22 protein-coding genes are annotated in these 22,606 nt (G+C 73.7%); 11 read left to right on the top strand and 11 right to left on the bottom strand.

Annotation, left to right across the window (positions count from 1 at the left end):
• Positions 1 to 1,343: heavy metal translocating P-type ATPase (locus tag ACFV0O_RS09770; protein WP_380338744.1), on the bottom strand; the 1,343-nt coding region annotated here is incomplete at its 3' end.
• Positions 1,344 to 1,726: 383 nt separating this feature from the next.
• Between ACFV0O_RS09770 and ACFV0O_RS09765 the strand changes: the two genes are divergently transcribed.
• Positions 1,727 to 2,008, top strand: a complete 282-nt coding sequence (locus ACFV0O_RS09765; protein ID WP_380338741.1) for a metal-sensitive transcriptional regulator — start codon at positions 1,727 to 1,729, stop codon at positions 2,006 to 2,008.
• A gap of 97 nt (positions 2,009 to 2,105) precedes the next feature.
• A complete protein-coding gene (locus ACFV0O_RS09760; RefSeq protein ID WP_380338739.1) occupies positions 2,106 to 3,083 on the top strand; it encodes a hypothetical protein in 978 nt (325 codons plus the stop codon).
• A gap of 81 nt (positions 3,084 to 3,164) precedes the next feature.
• Here the strand turns inward: ACFV0O_RS09760 and ACFV0O_RS09755 are convergent, their stop codons facing one another.
• The 3 genes from ACFV0O_RS09755 to metF form a co-directional block, all read right to left on the bottom strand.
• Positions 3,165 to 3,902 (bottom strand): hypothetical protein, encoded by a 738-nt coding sequence (locus ACFV0O_RS09755; RefSeq protein ID WP_380338736.1) that lies wholly within the window; start codon positions 3,900 to 3,902, stop codon positions 3,165 to 3,167.
• 175 nt (positions 3,903 to 4,077) lie between these two features.
• Complete coding sequence (locus tag ACFV0O_RS09750; protein WP_380338733.1) at positions 4,078 to 5,250, bottom strand: permease; 1,173 nt, start codon at positions 5,248 to 5,250, stop codon at positions 4,078 to 4,080.
• Positions 5,251 to 5,516: 266 nt separating this feature from the next.
• On the bottom strand, positions 5,517 to 6,461 hold the full coding sequence (gene metF, locus ACFV0O_RS09745) for a methylenetetrahydrofolate reductase [NAD(P)H] (protein WP_380338730.1): 945 nt from the start codon (positions 6,459 to 6,461) through the stop codon (positions 5,517 to 5,519).
• A gap of 236 nt (positions 6,462 to 6,697) precedes the next feature.
• Between metF and ACFV0O_RS09740 the strand changes: the two genes are divergently transcribed.
• From ACFV0O_RS09740 to ACFV0O_RS09730, 3 genes are all read left to right on the top strand, one after another.
• On the top strand, positions 6,698 to 7,018 hold the full coding sequence (locus tag ACFV0O_RS09740) for a heavy-metal-associated domain-containing protein (protein WP_380338726.1): 321 nt from the start codon (positions 6,698 to 6,700) through the stop codon (positions 7,016 to 7,018).
• A gap of 110 nt (positions 7,019 to 7,128) precedes the next feature.
• Positions 7,129 to 7,410, top strand: a complete 282-nt coding sequence (locus ACFV0O_RS09735; protein WP_380338723.1) for a metal-sensitive transcriptional regulator — start codon at positions 7,129 to 7,131, stop codon at positions 7,408 to 7,410.
• Between the two features lie 372 nt (positions 7,411 to 7,782).
• Complete coding sequence (locus tag ACFV0O_RS09730) at positions 7,783 to 8,076, top strand: hypothetical protein (RefSeq protein ID WP_380338720.1); 294 nt, start codon at positions 7,783 to 7,785, stop codon at positions 8,074 to 8,076.
• A 94-nt stretch (positions 8,077 to 8,170) separates the two neighbouring features.
• Here the strand turns inward: ACFV0O_RS09730 and ACFV0O_RS09725 are convergent, their stop codons facing one another.
• The 3 genes from ACFV0O_RS09725 to ACFV0O_RS09715 form a co-directional block, all read right to left on the bottom strand.
• Positions 8,171 to 8,716: an MOSC domain-containing protein gene (locus ACFV0O_RS09725; protein WP_380338717.1), complete on the bottom strand. Its 546-nt coding sequence runs from the start codon at positions 8,714 to 8,716 to the stop codon at positions 8,171 to 8,173.
• Positions 8,717 to 8,838: 122 nt separating this feature from the next.
• Positions 8,839 to 9,168 (bottom strand): branched-chain amino acid transporter permease, encoded by a 330-nt coding sequence (locus tag ACFV0O_RS09720; RefSeq protein ID WP_380338715.1) that lies wholly within the window; start codon positions 9,166 to 9,168, stop codon positions 8,839 to 8,841.
• A complete protein-coding gene (locus ACFV0O_RS09715; RefSeq protein ID WP_380338712.1) occupies positions 9,161 to 10,036 on the bottom strand; it encodes an AzlC family ABC transporter permease in 876 nt (291 codons plus the stop codon). Before ACFV0O_RS09715 ends, ACFV0O_RS09720 begins: the two co-directional genes overlap by 8 nt.
• Positions 10,037 to 10,098: 62 nt before the next feature.
• Here ACFV0O_RS09715 and ACFV0O_RS09710 point away from each other — a divergent pair, with 62 nt between their 5' ends.
• A complete protein-coding gene (locus ACFV0O_RS09710) occupies positions 10,099 to 10,557 on the top strand; it encodes an Lrp/AsnC family transcriptional regulator (protein ID WP_380338710.1) in 459 nt (152 codons plus the stop codon).
• 41 nt (positions 10,558 to 10,598) lie between these two features.
• Here the strand turns inward: ACFV0O_RS09710 and ACFV0O_RS09705 are convergent, their stop codons facing one another.
• Positions 10,599 to 11,300, bottom strand: a complete 702-nt coding sequence (locus ACFV0O_RS09705) for a TetR/AcrR family transcriptional regulator (protein WP_380338708.1) — start codon at positions 11,298 to 11,300, stop codon at positions 10,599 to 10,601.
• Between the two features lie 102 nt (positions 11,301 to 11,402).
• Between ACFV0O_RS09705 and ACFV0O_RS09700 the strand changes: the two genes are divergently transcribed.
• Positions 11,403 to 13,157, top strand: coding sequence for an FAD-dependent monooxygenase (locus ACFV0O_RS09700; RefSeq protein WP_380338705.1), 1,755 nt, complete (start codon positions 11,403 to 11,405; stop codon positions 13,155 to 13,157).
• Here ACFV0O_RS09700 and ACFV0O_RS09695 read toward each other — a convergent pair.
• On the bottom strand, positions 13,139 to 13,576 hold the full coding sequence (locus tag ACFV0O_RS09695; RefSeq protein WP_360261999.1) for a DUF4345 domain-containing protein: 438 nt from the start codon (positions 13,574 to 13,576) through the stop codon (positions 13,139 to 13,141). The two genes, ACFV0O_RS09700 and ACFV0O_RS09695, sit on opposite strands and share 19 nt — an antisense overlap.
• A 219-nt stretch (positions 13,577 to 13,795) precedes the next feature.
• Between ACFV0O_RS09695 and ACFV0O_RS09690 the strand changes: the two genes are divergently transcribed.
• Both ACFV0O_RS09690 and ACFV0O_RS09685 read left to right on the top strand, forming a co-directional pair.
• Complete coding sequence (locus ACFV0O_RS09690; RefSeq protein WP_380338702.1) at positions 13,796 to 14,485, top strand: TetR/AcrR family transcriptional regulator; 690 nt, start codon at positions 13,796 to 13,798, stop codon at positions 14,483 to 14,485.
• An 86-nt stretch (positions 14,486 to 14,571) separates the two neighbouring features.
• Entirely contained in the window at positions 14,572 to 15,861 is a 1,290-nt protein-coding gene (locus ACFV0O_RS09685; RefSeq protein WP_380338699.1) for a cytochrome P450, read from the top strand.
• A 114-nt stretch (positions 15,862 to 15,975) separates the two neighbouring features.
• Here the strand turns inward: ACFV0O_RS09685 and ACFV0O_RS09680 are convergent, their stop codons facing one another.
• Entirely contained in the window at positions 15,976 to 17,178 is a 1,203-nt protein-coding gene (locus tag ACFV0O_RS09680; protein WP_380338696.1) for a Dyp-type peroxidase, read from the bottom strand.
• A 43-nt stretch (positions 17,179 to 17,221) separates the two neighbouring features.
• Between ACFV0O_RS09680 and ACFV0O_RS09675 the strand changes: the two genes are divergently transcribed.
• Together ACFV0O_RS09675 and ACFV0O_RS09670 are read left to right on the top strand one after the other, a co-directional pair.
• On the top strand, positions 17,222 to 18,586 hold the full coding sequence (locus tag ACFV0O_RS09675; protein WP_380338693.1) for a right-handed parallel beta-helix repeat-containing protein: 1,365 nt from the start codon (positions 17,222 to 17,224) through the stop codon (positions 18,584 to 18,586).
• A gap of 330 nt (positions 18,587 to 18,916) precedes the next feature.
• The gene (locus tag ACFV0O_RS09670; protein WP_380338691.1) at positions 18,917 to 20,287 is read left to right on the top strand and encodes an MFS transporter; all 1,371 of its coding nucleotides are present in this window, start codon (positions 18,917 to 18,919) and stop codon (positions 20,285 to 20,287) included.
• Positions 20,288 to 20,533: 246 nt separating this feature from the next.
• Here the strand turns inward: ACFV0O_RS09670 and ACFV0O_RS09665 are convergent, their stop codons facing one another.
• On the bottom strand, positions 20,534 to 22,552 hold the full coding sequence (locus ACFV0O_RS09665) for a heavy metal translocating P-type ATPase (RefSeq protein ID WP_380338689.1): 2,019 nt from the start codon (positions 22,550 to 22,552) through the stop codon (positions 20,534 to 20,536).
• Positions 22,553 to 22,606: the final 54 nt, after the last annotated feature.

The raw sequence follows: 22,606 nt of genomic DNA, 5'->3' as shown, positions 1-22,606 counted from the left end.
GTGACGGTGCCGGTCTTGTCCAGGACGACGGTGTCGACCTTGCGGGTGGTCTCCAGGACCTCGGGGCCCTTGATCAGGATGCCGAGCTGGGCGCCGCGGCCGGTGCCGACCAGCAGCGCGGTCGGAGTGGCCAGGCCCAGGGCGCACGGGCAGGCGATGATCAGCACCGCGACAGCCGCCGTGAAGGCGGCGGTCCAGCCCTCGCCGGTGCCCAGCCAGTAGCCCAGGGTGGCCACCGCGAGGGTGATCACGATCGGCACGAAGACCGCGGAGATCCGGTCGGCGAGGCGCTGCGCGGCGGCCTTGCCGTTCTGCGCCTCCTCGACCAGCCTGGCCATCCGGGACAGCTGGGTGTCCGCTCCGACCCGGGTCGCCTCGACCACCAGCCGGCCGCCGGCGTTGACGGTGGCGCCGGTGACGGTGGCGCCGACCCCGACCTCGACCGGGACGGACTCGCCGGTCAGCATCGAGGCGTCCACCGCCGAGGCACCGTCGACCACCACGCCGTCGGTCGCGATCTTCTCGCCCGGCCGGACCACGAAGCGGTCCCCCACGGCGAGGTCGGCGATCGGGATGCGCACCTCGGCTCCGCCGCGCAGCACCGTCACGTCCTTGGCGCCCAGTTCCAGCAGTGCCTTCAGCGCGGCTCCGGCGGTCCGCTTGGAACGGGCCTCGAAGTAGCGGCCGGCCAGGATGAAGGCGGTGACTCCGGCCGCCGCCTCCAGGTAGATGTCGGACGCGCCGTCGCTGCGGGCGATGGTGAACTCGAAGCCGTGCCGCATGCCCGGCATCCCGGCGTCGCCGAAGAACAGCGCCCACAGCGACCACAGGAACGCGGCGCCGGTGCCGAGCGAGACCAGGGTGTCCATCGTCGCGGCGCCGTGCTTGAGGTTGGTCCAGGCGGCCCGGTGGAACGGCCAGGCGGCGTAGGTGACGACCGGCGCGGTCAGGGTCAGGGACAGCCACTGCCAGTTGTCGAACTGCAGGGCCGGCACCATCGCCATCGCGATCACGGGCACGGCGAGCGCCAGCGCGGTGAACAGCCGGGCGCGCAGCGGGGCCAGCTCGTCCGCCCGCCCGGCCTGCTCGCCGGCCGGGCCCTCGCCGGCCGGGGGCTCGGGCAGCGCCGCGGAGTAGCCGGTGGCCTCGACGGTGGCGATCAGGTCGGCGACGTCGACGCCGCCGTCGAAGGAGACCTTCGCCTTCTCGGTGGCGTAGTTGACGCTGGCGGTGACGCCGTCCATCCGGTTGAGCTTCTTCTCGATGCGGGCGGCGCACGAGGCGCACGTCATGCCGCCGATCGAGAGTTCCACCTCCGCGGAGGCGGGTGCCTGCGTAGTCATCGTCGCTCCTCGTGACAGTCGTCTTGCCGGTCGTCCTGCGGTCGTGCTCTGCGGTGCGGCCCTGCGATGCGTTGCCGTACTGCCGTGGTGCTGCGTTCGACGGCCGGGCCTTCGTACCCATGAGGGGTATCGGGCGGCGCCGGGTTCATTTATACCCCCGAGGGGTATCGACAGCAAGCCCTGATCGATACCCCCTGCCGGTATTTTTCCCCGGCGCCGATCCGCTTGACTTGATACCCCCATGGGGTATTCACTCGGGGCATCGGACCGAAGCGTCACGGGCTCGACCGAGCACGCCGCGCACGTCCGCGCACGTCCGCGCACGTCCGCGCTCCCGTGCCGCCGCACACCCGCACTCGCGCCGGAAATCCGAGGAGGCCCGCATGGCCGGCTACAGCACCGAGAAGGACCGGCTCCTGCGCAGACTGCGCCGCGTCGAGGGCCAGATCCGGGGCCTCCAACGGATGGTCGACACCGACACCTACTGCATCGACACGCTGACCCAGGTGTCGGCCGCCACCAAGGCCCTCCAGTCCATCGCACTGAACCTGCTCGACGCCCACCTCAGCCACTGCGTCCATGACGCCATCGCGGGCGGCGGCGCCGAAGCCGACGCCAAGGTCGCCGAGGCCTCCCAGGCGATCGCCCGGCTCATGCGCGCCTGAGCCCGCCGCAGGCCGCCCCTTCCGCAGGCCCGCACCCCCCCCCGCCCTGCCCGGACGCCACCCGCCGTACGTCACCAGCCCCGAGGAGAACCCCGCCATGAACACCGCGCTGCGCATCACCGCCTTCACCGCCGGCCTCGCGGCCGCCTTCGGCCTCGCCCTCGGCGTCGGCAGCGCCACCGGCAGCGTCCCCTCCCCCAAGCCCGCCACCACCGGACACGGAGGCCACGGCACCGGGGCCCCGGGACAGCAGTCCGGCGGGCACGCCGGACACGACGAGGCCCCCGGACACGACGAGGCCCCCGGGGGCGGCACCGCCGCCGAGCACCTGCCCGGCGGGCTGCAGATCTCCGAACGCGGCTACACGCTCAGCGTCGAACAGCCCTTCGTCACCGCCGGCTCCCCCACCGACCTGCGCTTCCGCATCCTCGGCGCGGACGGCAAACCTGTCACCGCCTACCAGCAGCAGCACGAGAAGGAACTCCACCTGATCGTCGCCCCGCGCGACCTGTCCACCTTCCAGCACCTGCACCCGACGCTCGCCGCCGACGGCACCTGGAGCGCCCCCACCGCCGTCCCCGCCGCCGGGGAGTACCGGGTCTACGCCGACTTCACCCCGGCCGGCGCCACCGAGGGCCTCACCCTCGGCGCCGACCTGCACGCCTCCGGCGACCTGCACCCGGCCCCGCTCCCGGAGACCGGACGGACCGTCACCGTCGACGGCTACACCGTCACCCTCGGCGGCGACCTCACCCCCGGGCACAGCGGCACGCTCACCCTGAGCGTCAGCAAGGACGGCCGGCCGGTCACCGACCTCCAGCCCTACCTCGGCGCGTACGGCCACCTGGTCGCCCTCCGCGCCGGCGACCTCGCCTACCTCCACGTGCACCCGGACACGACCACCCCGGGCCCGGAGATCGGCTTCACCACCACCGCCCCGAGCACCGGCAGCTACCGGCTCTTCCTGGACTTCAAGCACCAGGACACCGTCCGCACGGCCGCGTTCACCCTGACCACCGGCGACACCCCGGCCCCGGCCCGGCCGACCGAGGCGGCCGGCGGACACCAGCACTGAACAGGCCACGAACGGCCCGGCACCGGGCGACCCTCGGACGATCGTCCGGCGCCGGGCCGTTCACCCGCGCACGTGACCGGATCAGTCCGTGGCCTTGGGATGACCGGTGCCCGCATACGTGATCCATGCCGTGCGATTGGCGTCATCGATCAGGTACCGGACACATCCGCCACCCGTGACCTCGAACTGCCAGCGTTCGAGTGGGTGCCCCTTGAAGGTGCCGGTACCGAGACTGCCCTTGAGCCGGTGCTGACGACTGGGGCTGACGACTGGGGCTGTCGGCGGCGCGAGGGGTCGCACGGATCTTCTCGAACGCGCGGCGCAGGTTCCCTGCCGCCTGGCCGAGGTGTTCCCAGCCCTCTGCCGCTTCGGAGTCGGCGAACCGGAGGTCGTACTCTCCCCCAGCCTCCGGCCGGGAGGTGCCCCCACACCGGTCGGGGGCGGCGCGGCTCGATCCCCCCTCTTCGGACTCACTCCGCCGCCTCGGGCAGGGGGAACGGGCCCGATGTCGCCCTCGGGTTCGCGGGTGAGGATGGCGTGCAGTGCGGGGTCCGCGCAGATCTCGGCGCTGTGCTTCCACTGGGTGAGCAGGAGCGCGATCGGGGCGAGGTTGTCCAGTGCCACGGCTCCGCGTGCCGTGTCGACCAGTTCGGCGAGCAGGAGGTCGATGTCCTCGTCGGGCAGGAAGGTGATCCACGGCAGGGCTTCGGGCAGTGCCTGCCGGAGGGCGGCCGTATTCTCCGTACGCACCAGTCCGGCGAGGAGGCGGGCGGTGAAGTCCACGACCGTGGCGTCGCGCTCCATCTGGTCGATGCGCATCAGGGCGAGGTCCCGGCGTCGCGCCGCCGGAGTCTCAGCGCACGGACGGCGTCCAGTCTGCGAGCGGTCGCCGCAGGGTGGTGGAGCAGTTCGCTGAAGGGCATGTCCTCGTAGGCCGCAGTCATGACATCCACACGAGCTCGGATGTCCTGGGACATGCCGACCCGGGCACGCCTCACCGGTGGCCGTGGGGTTCGTTCCCGTCGGGGGCGTGGCCGTCCGGGGATCCGCCCATCATGCGGAGCATCGCCGCGCCGCCCGTGCGGAGGAAGCGGACGAGCAGGGCGGCGGCCAGCAGGAGGAACACGATGTTGAGCCACGTCGTGTAGTTCCACTCGACGCCCGACATCGGGATCTCCGCGTCGCGCTCGTCCGGGATCAGGCCGAGCGCGCCGAACAGCACCTCGACCGCGTAGCCGGCGAGGACCATCGCCACGTAGAAGGTGCCGAGCAGGAAGCGTGCCATCCGGGCGCCGTAGTACTTCCGGTAGATGTTGAGGATCGGCAGGATCAGCAGGTCGGCGAAGATGAACGCGACGACTCCGCCGAAGCTGATCCCGCCCTTCCACAGCACCACCGCGAGCGGCACGTTGCCGATCGAGCAGACGAAGGACGCGATCGCCACCAGCGGGCCGACCAGTGGGCCCCAGATCTTGCCGGCGAGGGGGTGGTCGGCGAAGAAGAAGGCCTGCCAGAAGGAGTCGGGCACCCAGGCGGCGATGGCGCCGGCGATGAGCAGACCGAGGACGAGGTCGCGCAGGATCGCCGCCCACTCCATGACGAAGACGTGCGAGACGGACGTGAAGCCCCGCCCGGACAGCAGCCGCCGGGCGAACGGGCCCTCGCCGGGCACCGACATGTCCATCGCCGCGTGTCCCTCCATCGAGCCCGCCCGACCGTGGTCGGCCTGGTCGCGGGCCTCGCGCAGCAGCCGGTCGTGCAGCAGCCTCCGGAAGAGCACGGCGAGCAGCAGGATCATCACCGGCCCGCCGACGAACTCGGCTGCGGTGAACTGCCAGCCGAGCAACAGGGCCAGGATGATGCCGAGTTCGATGACCAGGTTGGTCGAGGCGATCTCGAAGGCCATCGCCGCAGTGAAGTTCGCGCCCTTGCGGAACAGCGAGCGGGCCAGTGCGACGGCCGCGTAGGAGCAGGACGAGGACGCGGCGCCGAGGCCGGCGGCGACGGCGAGGGTGCGGGGGCGGTCGTCGCCGAGCAGCCGGACCACGGTCGCCTTGTGGACGACGGCCTGGACGACGGCGGAGAGCAGGAAGCCGAGGATCAGGGCCCAGGTGATCTCCCAGGTCATCGATCCGGTGATGGACAGTGCGTGCAGGATCGCGTGCATGGCGGTCCGCCTCCGGTGGTGCCGCGGGACTCCGATGGGCGCCGGTCACGATATACCCGTACGGGGTATTCGGGAATCGAGGCGCGCCGTCACGCGGCGCCGGGCTGTCCGGACGGCGAGCCCACCGGGGACGGGCCGCGCACCGGAGGCGGCACGACGCCCAGGAGACCGGCTCGGCCCGGGGGTCGAACGGCCCGGCTGCACGGAGGGTTCGAACGCCCCGACCTGTCGCACGTTCACCCCCGTGCGGCCGCGGCACCCTTCCGTCAGACGTGACTGCCGATCAGGGGCGGGGTCACCGGCGCCCCCGCCGGCCGGTCGAGTCCGAGGTTGCGGTGGATCTCCAGTGCGGCGGTGGAGCGGTTCAGGGTGATGTAGTGCAGGCCGGGCGCCCCCTCGCGGAGCAGGCGCTCGGCCATCCGGGTGGCGTGGTCGACGCCGATGCGGTGCGCGGCCGCGCGGTCGCCGCGGGCCGCCTCCAGGCGCAGCGCGAGTCCTGCCGGGAAGGACGCCCCGCTGAGTTCGGCGAAGCGGCCGATCTGGCGGACGTCGGTGGCGGGCATGATCTCCGGGATGACCGGGGTGTCACAGCCCGCCGCGGCCAGCCGGTCCCGCAGCCGCAGGTAGTGCTCGACCTCGAAGAACATCTGGGTGACGGCGTAGTCCGCGCCCGCGCGGCACTTGGCGACGAAGTGCCGGATGTCGTCGTCCCAGTCCGCGGAGCGCGGGTGGCGCTCGGGGAAGGCCGCCACGCCGACGGTGAACGCGCCGCACTCCTTGACCAGCCGCACCAGGTCGGCGGCGTGCCGCAGGCCCTGCGGGTGCGGCTCCCAGGCCCCGTTGGGGTTGCCGGGCGGGTCTCCGCGCAGGGCGAGCACGTCGCGGATCCCGACGTCCGCGTACCGCCGCAGTACGGCCTGGAGTTCGGCGGTGGAGTGACCGACGGCGGTCAGGTGGGCCACCGGGCGCAGTGTGGTCTGCGCGGCGATCCTCTCGGTGGTCTCGATGGTGCGGTCGCGCGAGGAGCCGCCGGCGCCGTAGGTGACCGAGACGAAGGTCGGCGCGGTCGCCTCGACGCGTCGGATCGCGGCCCACAGGGCCCGCTCGCCGGAGTCGTCCTTGGCGGGGAAGAACTCGAAGGAGTACGTCCGTTCGCCGGCGGCGAGGGTCTCGCGCAGACCGCGCGGGCCGCGGCGGGTGGTCTGGTCCATGGGTTCACCTCGTGTGGTGGGGTCGGTCGTCCACCGGGTACGGGGACGCGCGTCCCCCACCCTGCCCGGGCACCCGCAACAGGGCCGTCACAGGCCGGTGTTGACCATCGTGCGAGCCGGGGAAATCCGTCGCCGCAACCTTCCAGGTACCCTAGGGGGGTATGGTATGTTCAGAAGCGAAGCAGCCGCCCGGGCCACTCCGGGAGGCGCCGGGCACTGATGACAGGAGCACACCCATGAGCGAGAGCACCGTCACCGTCGAGTCGGCCACCGCCGAGGCCTCCTCCTGCTGCGGCTCGTGCGGCACCGGCACCGGCGCGGCCCCCACCGCCGGGTCCGCGCTGACCTCGGCCTTCCGGGTCGAGGGCATGACCTGCGGCCACTGCGTCAGCTCGGTCACCGCCGAGCTGAAGAAGCTCGACGGCGTCACCGACGTCGCCGTGGACCTCGCCTCCGGCACGGTCACCGTCGGCAGCACCCGCCCGCTCGTCGACGCCGCCGTGGCCGCCGCCGTCGACGAGGCCGGCTACGACCTGGTCGGCCGCCTCGACGGCTGACCCCCCGACGTCGGCCCGGACAGCGCCCCCACCCGTCCGGGCCGACTCCCCTCCCACCGCGCCCCGGTAGAGTGAGGGCCCTCCTCACCGCACAGGACCCGGAGACGGCCATGGCCAGCTACAGCGCCCACAAGGACGACTTCCTCAAGCGGCTGCGCCGCATCGAGGGCCAGATCCGCGGACTGCAGCGCATGGTCGAGCAGGACACCTACTGCATCGACGTCCTCACCCAGGTCTCCGCCGCCAGTCGCGCACTCCAGTCCTTCGCCCTCCAGCTCCTGGACGAGCACATCGAATGCTGCGTGCGCGACGCCATCGCCGAAGGCGGCCAGGAAGCAGGCACCAAGATCCGCGAGGCCAATCAGGCCATCGCCCGCCTCGTCCGCTCCTGATCCGGAGGACACGGCACGACGGCGGAACGGGCCGACGCGAAACGGGACAACGGGGAACGGGCCGACGCGGAACGGGCCGACGCGGAACGGGCCGGAACCGTCCGGCACGGCGTCAACTCGGCATCGGCACGGCAACGGCTCGACCCGTGGGGTGCGGCAGCCACGTCTGCCGCGCCCCACGCGCCTTGTCGGCCCCGCCCGTACGGGGTGGGGGTATCCGCCGCGGGCGGGTCATCCCGGTGAACGGGACCGGCCGGGCCGTCGACCCGGCGCCTCCCGTGCCGGCCCGGAAAATGCCGCCGACGGTGTACGGGGCAGGGGTATCGGCGGGGCCCACCGAGCGTGCGGCACCAGCGATACGGGGGATCAGCCGTGTCATCGATCGCATTCGTCCGCCGGCTGGACGGGCTGGTCTACCGCTTCGACCCGGACGGCACCTTCAACGGCAGGCCGTCGTTCAAACGGACCGATCCGGACGTCTGGTGCCGCCGGCGGCCCGAACGCGGCTGGTGCACCGTCGACGCCGCCGGAGTGCCGAACTCCGGCCCGCTGCCCGGCGGAACGGCCGGTGCACCGTTCCCGCCGCTCTGCCCCTGGCGCAGCTGGAAGGCCGGCAAGTCCTACCTCTACGACCTGTGTCGCGTCGACGGGCAGCCACCGCGCTGACCCGGCCGCGGTCGACCAACTCCCCCGGCGGGCAAGCCCGGTACGGGCCGACGGGCGCCACGGCCCGGACCGGTCCCGGCCGGTCCCGACTGCATCAGACCCGGTCGAGCGCCCGGTGCGGACCCTCCGGCAGCTCGACCGCGATCGCGTCGCCGGGGCGGATCGCACCGCCGGTGCGGACGACGCCCATGATCCCGGCGCGACGCACGATCGTGCCGTCCTCCGCCCGGCCGACGACCTGCTTGAGCAGGCCCGGCCGGTAGTCGTCGATCTGCGCGCACGGATTGCGCAGGCCGGTGACCTCCACCTCCGCCTCGGCGCCGATCCGCAGCACCGCGCCGACCGGCAGGCCGAGCAGGTCCACGCCCTCGGTGGTGATGTTCTCGCCGAGCGCGCCCGGCGCCACGTCGAAGCCGGACTCGCCGAGCTCGGCGAGGAGTTCACGGTGGATCAGGTGAACCTGACGCAGGTTGGGCACGGCCGGGTCCTGAGCCATCCGCGAGCGGTGCCTGACCGTCACCCCGGCGTGCACGTCACCCTCCACGCCGAGCCCGGCGAGCAGCGTGATGCCGGCCCGGTTCGGCTTGGTGAACGAGTACTCGGCGTTGCTGCTGACTGCCACCACGGTGCCGCTCGTCATGCGTCGGACCCTCCTCGTGGACGTACGTTCGATCAGCGTCGAGCATAGGCCTCGTACAGCGGACGCCGGGCCGACGGGCGCCGGGCCGGGACCGGCGGACCGGGGACCGGGAACCGGCGGAGTCAGGGCCCGAACACCGCGCTCGCCAGGACGACGTTGACCGCCGTGCCGCCGACGATGCTCAGCAGGACGTTGCGGCGCCACAGGTGCAACCCGACGGTGACGGCGAGAGCCACCAGGGGCGCGGCGGCGCGCGCGTGGGACAGCGGGAGGTCGCGCAGGCAGTAGACCAGCAGGATCACCATGACCCCGGCCGGCATGCGCGTGCTGAGGTGGCGGACGGTCCGGCTGGCGCGCAGCGGGGCGAGCGCGGTGAACGGCAGGGCGCGCAGGCCCCAGGTGACGGTGGCCGAGACGGCGGCGGCCAGCAGCAGGTAGCGGGAGTCAGGCATCGGACGGCCTCCGATCGGTGGGCGAACCCTGGCCGGTGGGCGAACCCTGGCCGGTGGACGAACCCCGGTCGACGGGCGGCTTCCCGTCGGCGGGCGAACCCTGGCCGCCGGCCGGTCGCCGCCCGGATGAGACGCGCCGGACCAGCAGCGCGGCGGTGAACAACGCGAAGGCCACCGGCAGCATCTGGCCGGGGAGGACGAGCCGCGCGGCCAGGACGCTCAGCAGCGCGAGCAACGGGGTGGGCAGGTCGTCGCGGCGTTCGGCGACGGCCTCCAGAGCCAGCACGGCGAACAGGGCGGTCATCGCGAAGTCCAGGCCGGTGACGCGCTCGGGGATCAGCGAGCCGAGCAGGGCGCCCGCGGTGGCTCCGGCCACCCAGTACAGCTGGAAGATCACCTGGAGGGAGAGGATCCGCGCGCCGGACCACGACCGGGCCTGCCCGCCGGTGGTCATGGCGTACGCCTCGTCGGTCAGCGCAAAGGTGCTGTAGGCCTTGCCGCCGCGCCCGCGCACCCGGTGCAGCGGGAAGGAGAGCGCGTAGAACACGTGCCGTGCGTTGACCAGGAAGGCGGTCAGCGCGATCGTCGCCAGCGGCGCGACCGCCACGGTCAGGCCGACCAGCAGGAACTCGAAGGACCCGGCGTAGACGACGGCGGCGAACAGCGTCGAGGACCACCAGGGCAGGCCGGCGTGGATGATGACCACGCCGAGGGCGAGGCCGAGCGGGAGCAGGCCCAGCCCGACGGAGGCGGAGTCCTTGAACGCGGCCAGGGCCTCGGTTCGCAGCGGCGGCGACGGCGAAGGCGGCGGCGGGGCCGCGAGGGCAGCAGGAAGGGGATCGCTCACTGCGACCGTAGGCGTGGACATACCGAAATCTTAGAAGAATTATCGGCACATATGGTTTCAAATAATTCCCCTACCATGTTCCTGTGAGCAATGAATTCATCCTCGATGCCATCGATCGCGAAATCTTGTTCCACCTGCGCCAGGACGGCCGACTGACCAATGTCGAACTGGCCAAACGGGTCGGCCTGACGCCGCCGCCGTGCCTGCGCCGACTGAAGCGCCTGGAGGACGCCGGAGTCATCGCCGGCTACCGCGCCGTGATCAACCCGGAAGCCCTCGGCCAGGGCCTGGAGGTCATGGTCGACGTCGAGGTCTACGCCAACGACCTCAGGACCATCGAGGCCCTGGAGGAGACGCTGGCCTCCTACGAGGAGGTCGTCGAGTTCCGCCGGATGTTCGGCCGCCCCGACTACTTCCTGCGCGTCGCCGTCGCGGACCACGCCGCCTACAGCGCCTTCCTCACCGCCAAGCTCACCGGCCTGCCCGGCATCCTGCGGGTCGAGTCCCACCTGACCATGAAGAAGATCAAGACCGATTCCTGAGGCCGGCACACGGGAACGGGCGGAGCGGAACCGGTGAACCGTCAGTTCCCCGACGGTGCCTGCAGCAGCGGCAGCACGACCTCGTCCAGGACCTCCGCCACCACCAGGTCGGACGGCACGGCCGCGCCCACCAGGAACGCGTCCCGCAGGAGGTCGAGCGGCAGCGAGACGGTCCGCGGGGTGATCCGGGCGGGGTTGATCTCCCCCCGGTCGGCGGCGCGGCGCATCATCAGGCCGAGGCTGCTCACCGGACCCACGGCGGTCAGTCCGATGGTGAAGCCGGCGCGCAACTCGGGATCGCGCAGCAGGTCGACCAGGACGCCGTGAACGGCGTCCGTCGGCAGGTCGTCGAAGCGGTGCAGCAGGCTGCCCAGGAAGAGCGCCAGGTCGGCACGCAACTCGCCGGTGTCCGGAGGCTCCTGGTAGTCGGGGGCGTTGCGGCCGAGGGCGGCGATGACGAGCGCGGCACGGTTCGGCCAGCGGCGGTAGAGCACCGGCTTGCTGGTCCGGGCGCGGGCGGCGACGCCCTCCATGGTGAGCCGGTCGTAGCCGTGATCGGCGAGTTCGGCCCAGACGGCGTCCAGGATCGCCCGCTCCAGTTCACCGCCGCGCCGCCGCACCGGCTTGCCGCCCGCTGCGGCGTCCTCGGCCGCACCCTTCGCCACGCCCTCCACCCGGCCCTTCGCCACGTCCTCCGCCATGCCGCCTGCCGCGCCCCGCATCGAGTCCCGCACGTCCCGCACCCAGCTCCATAGATACGTTGCGTTTCTTATTGGTGGCAGTCTACAGTCGAAGAGAAGAAACGCACCGTATCTTATGGCCGGATGGCCAGGGGGAGATCCGTCATGCGCACCGTTCACAGCACCTCCGCCCGCACCAACCCAACCGCTGGCGACCCAACCGCTACCGACCCGACCGCCGACCCGACCGCCGCCCACCGAACCGCCCACCCGACCGAGGTCCTGGTGGTCGGCGCCGGCCCGGTGGGCCTCGCACTCGCCATCGGGCTGGCCCGCGCCGGAGTGGCCTGCCGCGTCATCGAGCGGGAGCCGCGGTTCCGCGACCGCGGCGTCCGCGGCAAGGGCGTCAACCCGCGCACCCTGGAGGTGTTCGACGACCTCGGCGTCGTGGACGCGATCCTCGATCGCGGCACGCTCGACCTCAAGGTCCGTACGTACGAGGGCAGTCGGCTCCTCGGCGAGGTCGATGCGGCACCCGGCAACCGCCCGACGCCCGACCGCCCGTACGCCGGCATGCTGCTGCTCGGCCAGCACCACACCGAGGAGGTGCTGCGCGCACGGCTCGCCGATTTCGGCGTCACCGTCGAGACCGGCACCGAACTCGTCGACCACACCCAGGACGCCGACGGCGTGCTCGCGACCGTCCGACGCGACGGCCGGACCGAGCAGCTCGGCGCCCGCTACCTGGTCGGCTGCGACGGCGGGCGCAGCGCCGTCCGCAAGCTCGCGGGCATCCCCTTCCTCGGCGAGACCTGGGAGGAGGAGCGGTTCCTCATGGCCTCGATGGAGGTCGACGGCCTGGACACCGGTGCCATGCACCTCTGGAACGACCCCCTGCTCGGCGTCGGCGCCCTGGCGATGATCCCCATGGCCGCCGACGCCACCTGGGCGGTGCACGCCTCCGTCGGCCAGGACGAGCACGGCGAGATCCCCGCCCCGACCGCCGAGACCTTCCGCCGGCTGTTCGCCGAACGCGCCGGACTGCCGGGGGTCACGCTGCACGAGCCGACCTGGTCCACCGTCTGGCGGCCGACGGTCCGCATGGTCGAGCGCTACCGCGACGGCCTGGTGCTGCTCGCCGGGGACGCCGCACACTGCCACTCCGCGGCGGGCGGCCAGGGCATGAACACGGGCATCCAGGACGCGCACAACCTGAGCTGGAAGCTGGCCGCCGTCCTGCGCGGAGCACCCGGGACCCTGCTCGACAGCTACCAGGACGAACGGCTGCCCGTCGCCCGCGCCGTCCTCGCCGCCACCTCCGCCCAGCACAAGGCGCTCTTCAGCGCCGACGGCGCCCGCGCGCTGACCGACCAGTTCGTCAACCCGGCCGCCACCGGCTCCGACTTCACCGGACTCTCCGTCGGCTACCGGGGCGGGCCGCTCGGCCGCGACCTCGACGACACCACCGGCATCCGGGCCGGCGACCGCGCCCCCGACGCGCCCTGCACCCTCGCCGACGGTACGCCGACCCGGCTGTTCGACCTCCTGCGCGGCCCGCACTCCACCCTGCTGACCATCGGGGAGCACCCGGCACTGTCCGGGCTGCCCACCGAGGCCGGCGCGCGGGCCGTCCCGGGCCCGCCCGCCACCGGCCCGCTCACGGCGGCGGGCCTGACCGCCGTCACCGGCCTGCGCCGGGCCGCCGTGCTCGACCCCGACGGCCACATCGCCCGGGCGTACGGGCTGCGCGGCGACGCCGTCGTCCTGGTCCGGCCGGACGGCTACGTCGCGCTCACCGGCGCCACCGCCGACCCGGGCACCGTCACTCACCCCGGCACCGGCACCCACCCCGACAGCGGCACCGGCACCGACCCGGGCGCCGTCGCCGGGCGCCCCGGGGGCTACGCCCCGGTGGCCTGAGCCGACGCAGCCGGGCGGGCCCGCCCGTCGCGCCCGTCCGGCCGGGCCCGCTCGTCCGCGTCGGCGAGCCACAGGAAGACCGGCGCCAGCCCGAGTTCGATCCCCATCAGCACCACCTGGAAGCCGTGCGGCCACCCGTCCACCGCGATGCCCAGCACCCGCGCGAGGCCGCCCAGCAGGAACACCGCCGCCAGCCACCGCACCTCCCGGGCGGGCACCGGCGCCTGCCGGGCGGCCCGGATCCAGGCCACGCCGTACCCGGCGAAGACCGCGCCCATGAAGCGGCCGAAGCTGCCGACCGTCGGGCCGGCGTCCGCCGCCCCGGGCATCGCGGCGTTCCCCAGCAGAAGGTGGAGGAACCCGATCGCCACGCAGGCGACCCCCATCGTCCACGCGAGCACCCGCAGCGTCCTGGCCATGCCCTACCCACCCGTCGTCGGTCCCGTCGGAGCGCGTCGGTGTGACGCACGCCCTCAGCAGCACGCCCTCGGCAGCGCGCGTTCACCCGCACGCTCACCCGCGCGCACGCTCACGGCGCACGCCCGCACCACGTACGCCCGCATGGCGCACGCCTTGGTTGACACGCGTCTACCAAGCTAGCGGCCACCGGTAGACACGTGTCAAGTAACCTGGCGCGCATGCCAGTCCAGGAACGACGCCGCCGCCTCTCCCCCGCCGAGCGACGCGCCCAGCTGCTCTCCGTCGGCGCCCGGCTCTTCGCCGCCCGCCCGTACGAGGAGGTGCTGATGGAGGAGGTCGCCGAGCGGGCCGGGGTCTCGCGCGCCCTGCTCTACCGTCACTTCCCGAGCAAGCACGACCTGTTCGCCGAGGTCTACCGGCAGGCGGCCGACGAGCTGCTCGCCAAGTCCCGGTTCGATCCGGCCGACACCCTGGTCGAGCAGTTGGTCGAGGGCATGGACGCCCACCTGGACTACTTCATCGCCAACCGGCACGCCGTCCTCACCGCCAACCGCGTCCTGGCCGGGGACCAGGTGATCCAGACGATCATCTCGGAGGAGCTCGACGCCCTCCGGGGCCGCCTGCTGGGCGTGCTCCCGCTCGCGGACGAGGCCGCGCGGCGGGCCGTCTCGCAGGTCCTGCGCAGCTGGCTGGTGTTCGTCCGGGTGCTGGTCATCGACTGGCTGACCGAGGAGAGCTGCACCCGCGACGAACTGCGCGACGCCTGCATCGGCGCGGTCCTGGGCGCACTCCGACCGTTCGTGCCCGTCGATCCGGCGCGGGGCGCACCGTTCGTGCCCGACGGTCCGGCGCGGGGCATACCATCGGGCACAACGGGAGAAGCGTCACAAGCGTCCAATTCCCCATGAAAATATGACAGTTTGACTCTCGGACTCCCTCCCGTCGACCAGCCGGCCCGCCCACCGCGCCGCCCCGCCGACCCTCGAAGGGACCCATGGACTCCGCCGCCGACACCCGGACCGCCCTGCCCCCGCTCCACCGGCTCCCCGTCGCCCCCGCCCTTCCGCCCCACCCGACCACCCTCCCCGACGGCACCCCCGCCTGGCTGGTCACCCGCTACCAGGACGTCCGGCAGGTCCTCGGCGACCCCCGGATCACCCGCGCCGACCTGCACGACGTCGGAACCGCCGGCGCCACCGCCGATGTGGCCGCCAACCCGGCCTCCCTGTTCAACCAGGACGGCCCCGCCCACCGGCGGCTGCGCGGCACCGTCCAACGGGCCTTCACCCCGCGTGCCATCGCCGGCTGGCAGCCCTGGGTGGCGGCCGCCGTCCAGCAGTCCGTCGACGCGCTGGTCGCCGCCGGACCCCCCGCCGACCTGGTCACCGCGTTCGCCCGGCCGGTGCCCTTCGCCGTCACCACCCGGCTGATGGGGCTCGACGGGAACGGGCCGGACAGCCTGGACGAGGAGCGGCTGCAGCGCTGGACCCTCGCGCTGCTCGCCCAGGGCGACGAGCCCGCCGACGGCACCCCCGCCCCCGGGAACACGACCGGCAGCGGGACCGCGAGCACCGACGCCTCCACCACCGCAGGCACCACTGCAGGCACCACCGCCACCGATCACGCCGACGCCCTCGCCGAATACGGTGCGTTCACCGTGGAGTTGATCGAGCGCCGCCGCCGCGAGCCCGGCGACGACCTGGTCAGCCGGCTCGTCCGGGCCGCCGACCACGACGGCGGCATCCCCGAGGAATCGCTCGTCCACCTCGTCGCCGGACTCACCGCCAGCGGCAACGAGAGCGTCGCCGGCGCCCTCGGCAACGCCCTCGTCTACCTGCTCGGCGAACGCGCCGAGCACTGGCCGCGGCTCGCCGACCCCGACACCGCCGAACGCACCGCCGAACGCCTGCTCCACTTCATCCCGCTCGGCGACGACGAGGCCACCATCCGCCGCGCCACCGCGCCGATCGAGCTCGGCGGCGCCACCATCCCGGCCGGTTCCGTCGTCGCCGTCAGCCTGGGCAGCGCCAACCGCGACCCCGAGGTCTACCCCGAGGGCCTCGACGCCGACCTCGGCCTCCCCCTCGCCGCCCCCACCCTCGCCTTCAGCGCCGGCCCGCACTACTGCATCGGTGCCTGGCGCGTCCGGCTGGAGATGCGCGAGTCCCTGCACCGCCTCGCCACCGCCCTGCCCGGCCTCCGCCTCACCACCCCGGTCGCGGACGTCGCCTGGCAGCTCGGCGGCACCACCCGCAGCCCGGCCCGCATCCCCGTCGACTGGTGACCGCCGGGCCGTGCCGCCACCGCACCCACCGCGGCGGCACGGCCCGAACCGGCATGAACCGGCATGCTTCGGACACCAGCACGCCCCGGCACGCCCCGACGGCGTGCCGTGCCGTCACCCGAACAAGCCCTCCCCCAGTACCCCGCCCTCCCCGACCCCCGGCAGGACGTACACCACCGCCGACGCCGTGTGTTCCAGGAACGGGTTCAGCGCGTCCCGCGCGGCCAGCCGGTTCTGCACCCGGGTGAACAGCGCCGGGTCCCGCATGAAGGCGCAGAACAGCAGGCCCCGGTCCCCCGGCCCGTCGTCGTAGCTGTAGCCGCGGCGCAGCATCCGGGCGCCGCCGTCCAACCGGGGGCTGGAGAGCCGGACGTGGGCAGTGGCCGGGATGACGTACGAGCCGTCGTGGTGCTTCGCGTAGATGTCCGGTTCGTCGTGCTCCGCCGTGCCGGTGAGCGGGGCGCCGTCGCCCTCCCGGCGCCCCATGGCGAGGTCCCTGCGGTCGGCGGGGAGCGCGGTGAAGGCGCCGGTGTCCATCCGGATCCGCCGGTAGACCAGGACCGTGCCGTGCTCGTGCGGTCCTGGCGGGCCCCAGACCCACTGCCGGGCGGCCTCCTCGTCCGGGTTCGCCGTGCCGTCCTTGAAACCGAACAGGTTCCTCGGGGTGACGCCCGCGGCCGTCCTGGGCAGGAAGCCGGACTGCGTCCACCGCACCGACGCGCCCGCGGCGACGGCCACCGCACCGACCTGCTCGGCGACGACGGACAGCGGCCAGCGGTCCGCCGCGCACAGCTGCACCAGCAGGTCGCCGCCGCCGCGCGCCGGGTCGAGCCGGTCCCCCGGGAAGGCCGGCAGCTCCGCCAGGACCGGCGCCGGAACGTCCAGCCCCAGCCGGCCCGCGAGCCCCGGACCGACCCCCACCAGGCCGGTGAGCCGGGCCGGTTCGCCGCCCTGCAGCCGCCCGTCCGCCGACGTGCCGCCGGCCGCGGCGGCGAGCACCCGGGTCAACTCCCCCAGCAGGCCGCGCAGTGCGGTCCGGCCGTCGGAGATGACGGCCGGCGCCAGGTCGAGGGCGACCAGCTGGGTGGCCGGCTGCTGCGGGGCCGTCACCCCGGCCTGCCGTTCGCCGCGGAAGGGGACCGACGGCTCGGGCGGCGGCGCCGCGGCCCGGCGGCCGTCACCGCCGCGGGCCAGCGCGGTGATCCCGGCACCGACGCCGGCGGCCAGCACCGCGCCGCCCGCGAGCAGGGCCCTCCGGTCCGGACCGCTCGCGACAGTTCGTGGTCGGTCCTGCGCCTTTCCGGTTTCGGCATGCATGGGCGACATTGGAGACGATAGAACACGCCTTATGCAACTTGTGATGACACGTCAATTCGACACCGCCACGCCACCGTCACCGGGAAAGGCGTTCCGGAAGATCGTCCCCGCCCTGCTCACCGCCGCCGCGCTCGTCGTCTCCGGCTGTTCGTCCACCGGTTCGGCCTCGTCCGACGCGAAGCACCCGGACGGCACGGTCGTTCGAGTCCCCCAGGACTTCCCGACCGTCCAGCAGGCCGTGGACGTGGCCCGCGAGGGTGACACGGTGCTGGTCGCCCCGGGGACCTACCGGGAGAGCGTCCGGGTCACCAAGCCGCGGATCGTGCTGCGCGGCACCGACCGCAACACCGTCGTCCTCGACGGCGGCGTGCGCCTCGTCAACGGCATCACCGTCACCGGCCCCGGCTCGGTGGTCGAGAACCTCACCGTCCACGGCTACCTGGCCAACGGCGTGCTGTTCACCGGCGTCACCGACGAGAAGCTGCAGCAGCACGGCGCCGGCGGCTCCGCCTACGACCCGCTGGACACCGCCCGTTTCCCCGTCGTCCAGGGCTTCCGCGCGAGCAACGTCACCGCCTACGACAACGGCCTGTACGGCATCTACGCCTTCGACGCGCGCGGCGGCGTCATCGAGGACTCGTACGCCTCCGGGCAGGCCGACTCCGGCATCTACGTCGGCCAGTGCAAGCCCTGCGACACCCTGGTGCGCGGCAACACCGTCGAGCGCAACGCCGTCGGCATCGAACTCACCAACGCCTCCGACGGGTTGACGATCGTCGGCAACCGCGTCACCGGCAACCGGGTCGGCGTCACCGTCAACTCCAACGACCTGGAGGCCCTCGCCCCGCAGCACGGCGCCGTCATCGCGGGCAACGCCGTCACCGACAACAACGCCGCCGACACCCCCGAACAGGCCGACGGCGGTTACGGCATCGGCATCGGCATCGGCGGCGGCACGGCGAACCAGGTGCAGCGCAACCTCGTGCAGGGCAACCGCGCCGTCGGCATCGTCATCACCGACCCGCCCGGCCACCCGGCGAGCGGCAACCGCGTCGAGGGCAACCGCGTCACCGGCAACGGCACCGACCTCGCCATGGCCTCCGTCGACCCGAACAACTGCTTCAGCGGCAACCAACCTACCGTGCAGAGCCCGGAGAACCTGGAGGCCGCCGCCGGCTGCGGAATCCAGGCCCGCGGCCCGGTGCCCGCCGGCCGCACCACCGCGGTCCAGGCGCCGCCCGGTGTCCCCTTCAGCCAGGTCCCGGCCCCGCCCGCCCAGCCGTCGCTGCCCGACCCGAACGCCCCCGCCCGCCCCGCCACCGACCTCCCGGGGCCGGTCGACCCCGCCGCCTACCCGCTCCCCGAGTCCGTCGCCGCCGTCCCGAGGCCCGGACCGGCCGCGCCCTGAGAGCGCTGCCGGGCGCGTCCACCCGGTGCCCGGTGGGCGCGCGCTCGCGGGCGGCGCGGTGGCCGGCCGGCTGCTCGCCGGACGGGTGCCCGAGGAGCGGGCCCGGCCGGTGGTTCCGGGCCTTGTTCCGGCGGGCGGTCCGACGACCCCGGTCAAGGGCGCCTCCGGGCTCGGCCGGCCGGGAAACCCGTCAAGAGTTCGCAAACCCGCAGGACAGTCCGGACAGCTCGGGACGACCCCGACTTCCTTGCCGACACGCCCAGTTCGGGACAGCCGGGGCAGTTCGGATTCCGCCCGAACGTTCCTCCGCGGACATGACATACTGCGTCGGTGACCGCAGCAGACCTGGCCGAGAAGCCATCCAAAAGCCGTCCGCAGCTGGGCCGGAAGTTCACCTTGCTGTGGTCCGCCTCGGCGATCTCCTCGGTCGGCGACGGCATGCGGGACTCGGCCCTGCCGCTGCTCGCGGTGGCGGTCTCGGAGTCGCCGAGCGCGGTCTCGGTGGTCTCGGTCGCCGCCTCGCTGCCCTTCCTGGTGATGTCACTGTACGGCGGCGTGCTCGCCGACCGGTCCGACCGGCGACGGCTGATGTGGACCATCGACGCCCTGCGCGCCGTCGTCGTCCTGGGCTTCGCCTGCTGGGTCTTCTTCGCCGACCCGCCACTGCTCGCGCTCGCCGCCCTGGCCTTCCTGCTCGGCTGCGGCGAGACGGTCTTCTCCAACGCCGCCACCTCGGCCGTCCCCGAGCTGGTCCGCCCCGACCAGCTCGACGCGGCCAACGGCCGGATGCAGGCCAACATGCTCGTCGGCGGGAACCTCATCGGCCCGCTGCTCGGATCGGCCCTGTTCGCCGTGGCCGCCGGGTTCCCGTTCACCGTCGACGGCGTCTCCTTCGCGCTCGCCGCCGTCCTGGTCGCCGCGACCGGCCGCTCCACCGCCGCCCGCGCCCGGGCCGGCCGCCCGGTGCTCACCGAGATCCGCGAGGGCGTCAACTGGCTGTTCCGCCACCGCGAGGTGCGGATGCTCGCCGTCCTCTCCACCCTCGGCGCGCTGACCTGCTTCATGGGCACCACCATGATGGTCCTGATGGTCACGAAGGTCGTGAAGGCCCCCGCCGCCTCCTACGGCATCGTCCTCGCCGCCGGTGCGATCGGCGGCACCGCCGCGAGCACCCTGGCCGGCCGGCTCAGCCGGCTGCTCAGCCGCGGCACCCGGATCGCCCTCTCCTTCCTGCTGATGGGCGTCTCGCTGATCCTGATGGCGTTCAGCACCTCGGTGTTCGAGGTCGCCGCGCTGTACGGCGTCATCGGCTTCGGCATCGTCACCTGGAACATCCAGGCGGTCTCGCTGCGCCAGCAGGCCGTCCCGAAGGAACTGCTCGGCCGGGTCAACAGCTGCTACATGCTGCTGAGCCGACTCGGCATCATGACCGGCGCCGCCCTCAGCGGCTGGATCGCCTCCGTCACCAACATCCGGACCCCGCTCGTCGTCGGCGGCACCCTGCTCCTCGTCCTCCTGGTCGCCGTGCTGTTCCTGCTCCCGCGGATGACCGCGATGGAGTCCCCGGCCCAGGAACCGGCCCAGGACCCGGCCCAGGCCCAGGAACCGGCCACCGGCGCCCCGGAGGCCACAGCTACCGCGTCCTCCTCCGCCGCGGGCACCGGCTCGGCCTCCACCTCCACCTCCACCGAGAACGAGTAACCCCCGCCGGGGCGAGGCCCCACGGCCGGACCGGCTGCGAACGTGCGGGCGGAAGGCCTGGCACGGGTCCGATCCGCCGCCCCGGAGCGTCCCATGACGTCCTGGCCCCGCTGCCGACCACCACCGGCAGCCGCCATCGCCGGCCACCTGACCGCCTGCTGCGCCCCGCCGCTTGCTCCGGGGTCCGCTGCGGGCCGCCGTCACGGTCGCGCGTCGGCGCCGTCGCCGGGCTCCGAGCCCGGCCGCTCAGCTCCCGCCCGCCGCACGGGCGTCGGTCCACGCCGCCTCGCGCAGCAGTCGCAGCCCGTTGAGGCCGACGAGGACGGTCGAGCCCTCGTGGCCGAGCACGCCGAGCGGCAGCGGCAGAGTGGCTGTCAGGTCCCAGACGACGAGGACCGAGATGAACACCGAGGCGATCACCAGGTTCTGCACGACGAGGGAGCGCGCCCGCCGGGAGAGCGCCACCACGGCCGGGACGGTGGCGAGTTCGTCGCGCACCACGACCGCGTCGGCGGTCTCCAGGGCCAGGTCGGAGCCGGCCCGCCCCATCGCGACGCCGGTGTGCGCGGCGGCCAGCGCGGGCGCGTCGTTGACGCCGTCGCCGACCACCAGCACCTTCCGTCCGGCCGTCTCCTGCTCCCGGACGGCGGCGACCTTCTCCCTCGGCAGCAGTCCGGCACGCACCTCGGCGATGCCGACCTCGGCGGCCACCCGGGCGGCGGCACCCGGGTTGTCGCCGGTGAGCAGCACCGGCGCGCGGCCGGTGAGCCGGGTCAGTCCGGCGACGGTGGCGGCGGCGTCCGGGCGCAGCCGGTCGGCGAGGCCGAGCACGCCGACCGGCACGCCGTCCACCTCGACCAGGGCGGCGGTGCGTCCGGCCTCCTCCAGGGCGGCGGCCAGCCCGGCCGCTTCGGTCGAGGCGGCGTCCGTCCGGCCGTTGACCAGCCGCACGGGCGCGCCGACGGCGACGACCCGGCCGCCGACGGTGGCGGTGACACCGGCCCCGGGGACGGAGGCGAAGTCCTCGGCGGGGGTCGGGGTGACGCCCCGGCTGCGGGCGGCGTCCACGACGGCACGGGCGAGCGGGTGCTCACTGGCGTGCTCGGCGGCGGCCGCGAGCGCGAGCAGCCCGTCATCGGAGAGGCCCGAGCCGCTCAGCGCGTGGATCTCGCTGACCCGGGGTGTGCCCTCGGTCAGGGTGCCGGTCTTGTCGAGGGCGACGGCGTCGGCCTGCCCGAGGCGCTCCATCACGACGGCGGACTTGACCAGCACGCCGTGCCGTCCGGCGTTGGCGATCGCGGAGAGCAGCGGCGGCATGGTGGCCAGGACGACGGCGCACGGGGAGGCGACGATCATGAAGGTCATCGCCCGCAGCAGCGAGCCGGTGAACGCGGCGCCGAGGGCGAGCGGCACGGCGAAGACGGCGAGGGTCGCGGCCACCATGCCGATCGAGTAGCGCTGTTCGACCTTCTCGATGAACAGCTGGGTGGGCGCCTTGGTCTCGGAGGCCTCCTCGACCATCGTCACGATCCGCGCGATCACGAAGTCGGAGGCGTCGCGTTCGACCTTCACCCGCAGCACGCCGGTGCCGTTGAGGGTGCCGGCGAACACCTCGTCGCCGGCCGCCTTGGCGACCGGGAGGGGCTCTCCGGTGATGGTGGCCTGGTCGACGTCGCTCGCCCCGTCCAGGACCCGTCCGTCGGCACCGATCCGCTCGCCCGGCCGCACGAGGACGGTGTCGCCGACGGCCAGTTGCCCGGTCGGCACGGTCTCCTCGGTGCCTCCCCCCGCCTCCGGCCGGGAGGTGCCCCCATCCAGCAGCCGGGTCGCCGTGGTGGGGGCGAGGTCGAGCAGCCCGCGCACCGAGTCGGCGGTCCGGGCGGTGGCCACGGCCTCCAGGGCGCCGGAGGTGGCGAAGATGACGATCAGCAGCGCGCCGTCCATGACCTGCCCGACGGCGGCGGCGCCGAGCGCGGCGACGATCATCAGCAGGTCGACGTCGAGCGTCTTCTCGCGCAACGCCCGAAGGCCCGCCCAGGCGGGCTCCCAGCCGCCGGTCGCGTACGCCAGCGCGTACAGCGGGCCCCAGGCCCAGGCGGGGGCACCGGCCGGTCGGAGCGGCAGGGCGATCAGGAACAGCACCGTCGCGGCGGCGGCCCAGCGGGCCTCGGGCAGCGAGAGCACCCGGGTGCGCCGCCGGGGCGCGGTGTCCGGACGCGGGGCGGCCGGGGGTGCGGGGCGTTCGGTCAGGGTGGTGGAGGACATGGCGGAGAGGACCTTCAGGGCAGGGCGCGGCCAACGACCCATCCACCATACATG

Source organism: Kitasatospora sp. NPDC059577, from assembly GCF_042735475.1.
GTDB lineage: Bacteria > Actinomycetota > Actinomycetes > Streptomycetales > Streptomycetaceae > Kitasatospora.
This window is presented reverse-complemented; position numbering and strand designations above follow the sequence as displayed.

What these genes read in the sequence shown, in the direction of transcription:
- ACFV0O_RS09675 (WP_380338693.1), top strand. Translation starts at nt 17,222, where the DNA reads ATGACACGTCAATTCGACACCGCCACGCCACCGTCACCGGGAAAGGCG.
- ACFV0O_RS09740 (WP_380338726.1), top strand. Translation starts at nt 6,698, where the DNA reads ATGAGCGAGAGCACCGTCACCGTCGAGTCGGCCACCGCCGAGGCCTCC.
- ACFV0O_RS09680 (WP_380338696.1), bottom strand. Translation starts at nt 17,178, where the DNA reads ATGCATGCCGAAACCGGAAAGGCGCAGGACCGACCACGAACTGTCGCG.
- ACFV0O_RS09765 (WP_380338741.1), top strand. Translation starts at nt 1,727, where the DNA reads ATGGCCGGCTACAGCACCGAGAAGGACCGGCTCCTGCGCAGACTGCGC.
- ACFV0O_RS09695 (WP_360261999.1), bottom strand. Translation starts at nt 13,576, where the DNA reads ATGGCCAGGACGCTGCGGGTGCTCGCGTGGACGATGGGGGTCGCCTGC.
- ACFV0O_RS09665 (WP_380338689.1), bottom strand. Translation starts at nt 22,552, where the DNA reads ATGTCCTCCACCACCCTGACCGAACGCCCCGCACCCCCGGCCGCCCCG.
- ACFV0O_RS09700 (WP_380338705.1), top strand. Translation starts at nt 11,403, where the DNA reads ATGCGCACCGTTCACAGCACCTCCGCCCGCACCAACCCAACCGCTGGC.
- ACFV0O_RS09720 (WP_380338715.1), bottom strand. Translation starts at nt 9,168, where the DNA reads ATGCCTGACTCCCGCTACCTGCTGCTGGCCGCCGCCGTCTCGGCCACC.
- ACFV0O_RS09715 (WP_380338712.1), bottom strand. Translation starts at nt 10,036, where the DNA reads ATGTCCACGCCTACGGTCGCAGTGAGCGATCCCCTTCCTGCTGCCCTC.
- ACFV0O_RS09725 (WP_380338717.1), bottom strand. Translation starts at nt 8,716, where the DNA reads ATGACGAGCGGCACCGTGGTGGCAGTCAGCAGCAACGCCGAGTACTCG.
- ACFV0O_RS09760 (WP_380338739.1), top strand. Translation starts at nt 2,106, where the DNA reads ATGAACACCGCGCTGCGCATCACCGCCTTCACCGCCGGCCTCGCGGCC.
- ACFV0O_RS09735 (WP_380338723.1), top strand. Translation starts at nt 7,129, where the DNA reads ATGGCCAGCTACAGCGCCCACAAGGACGACTTCCTCAAGCGGCTGCGC.
- ACFV0O_RS09690 (WP_380338702.1), top strand. Translation starts at nt 13,796, where the DNA reads ATGCCAGTCCAGGAACGACGCCGCCGCCTCTCCCCCGCCGAGCGACGC.
- ACFV0O_RS09685 (WP_380338699.1), top strand. Translation starts at nt 14,572, where the DNA reads ATGGACTCCGCCGCCGACACCCGGACCGCCCTGCCCCCGCTCCACCGG.
- ACFV0O_RS09755 (WP_380338736.1), bottom strand. Translation starts at nt 3,902, where the DNA reads ATGCGCATCGACCAGATGGAGCGCGACGCCACGGTCGTGGACTTCACC.
- metF (WP_380338730.1), bottom strand. Translation starts at nt 6,461, where the DNA reads ATGGACCAGACCACCCGCCGCGGCCCGCGCGGTCTGCGCGAGACCCTC.
- ACFV0O_RS09750 (WP_380338733.1), bottom strand. Translation starts at nt 5,250, where the DNA reads ATGCACGCGATCCTGCACGCACTGTCCATCACCGGATCGATGACCTGG.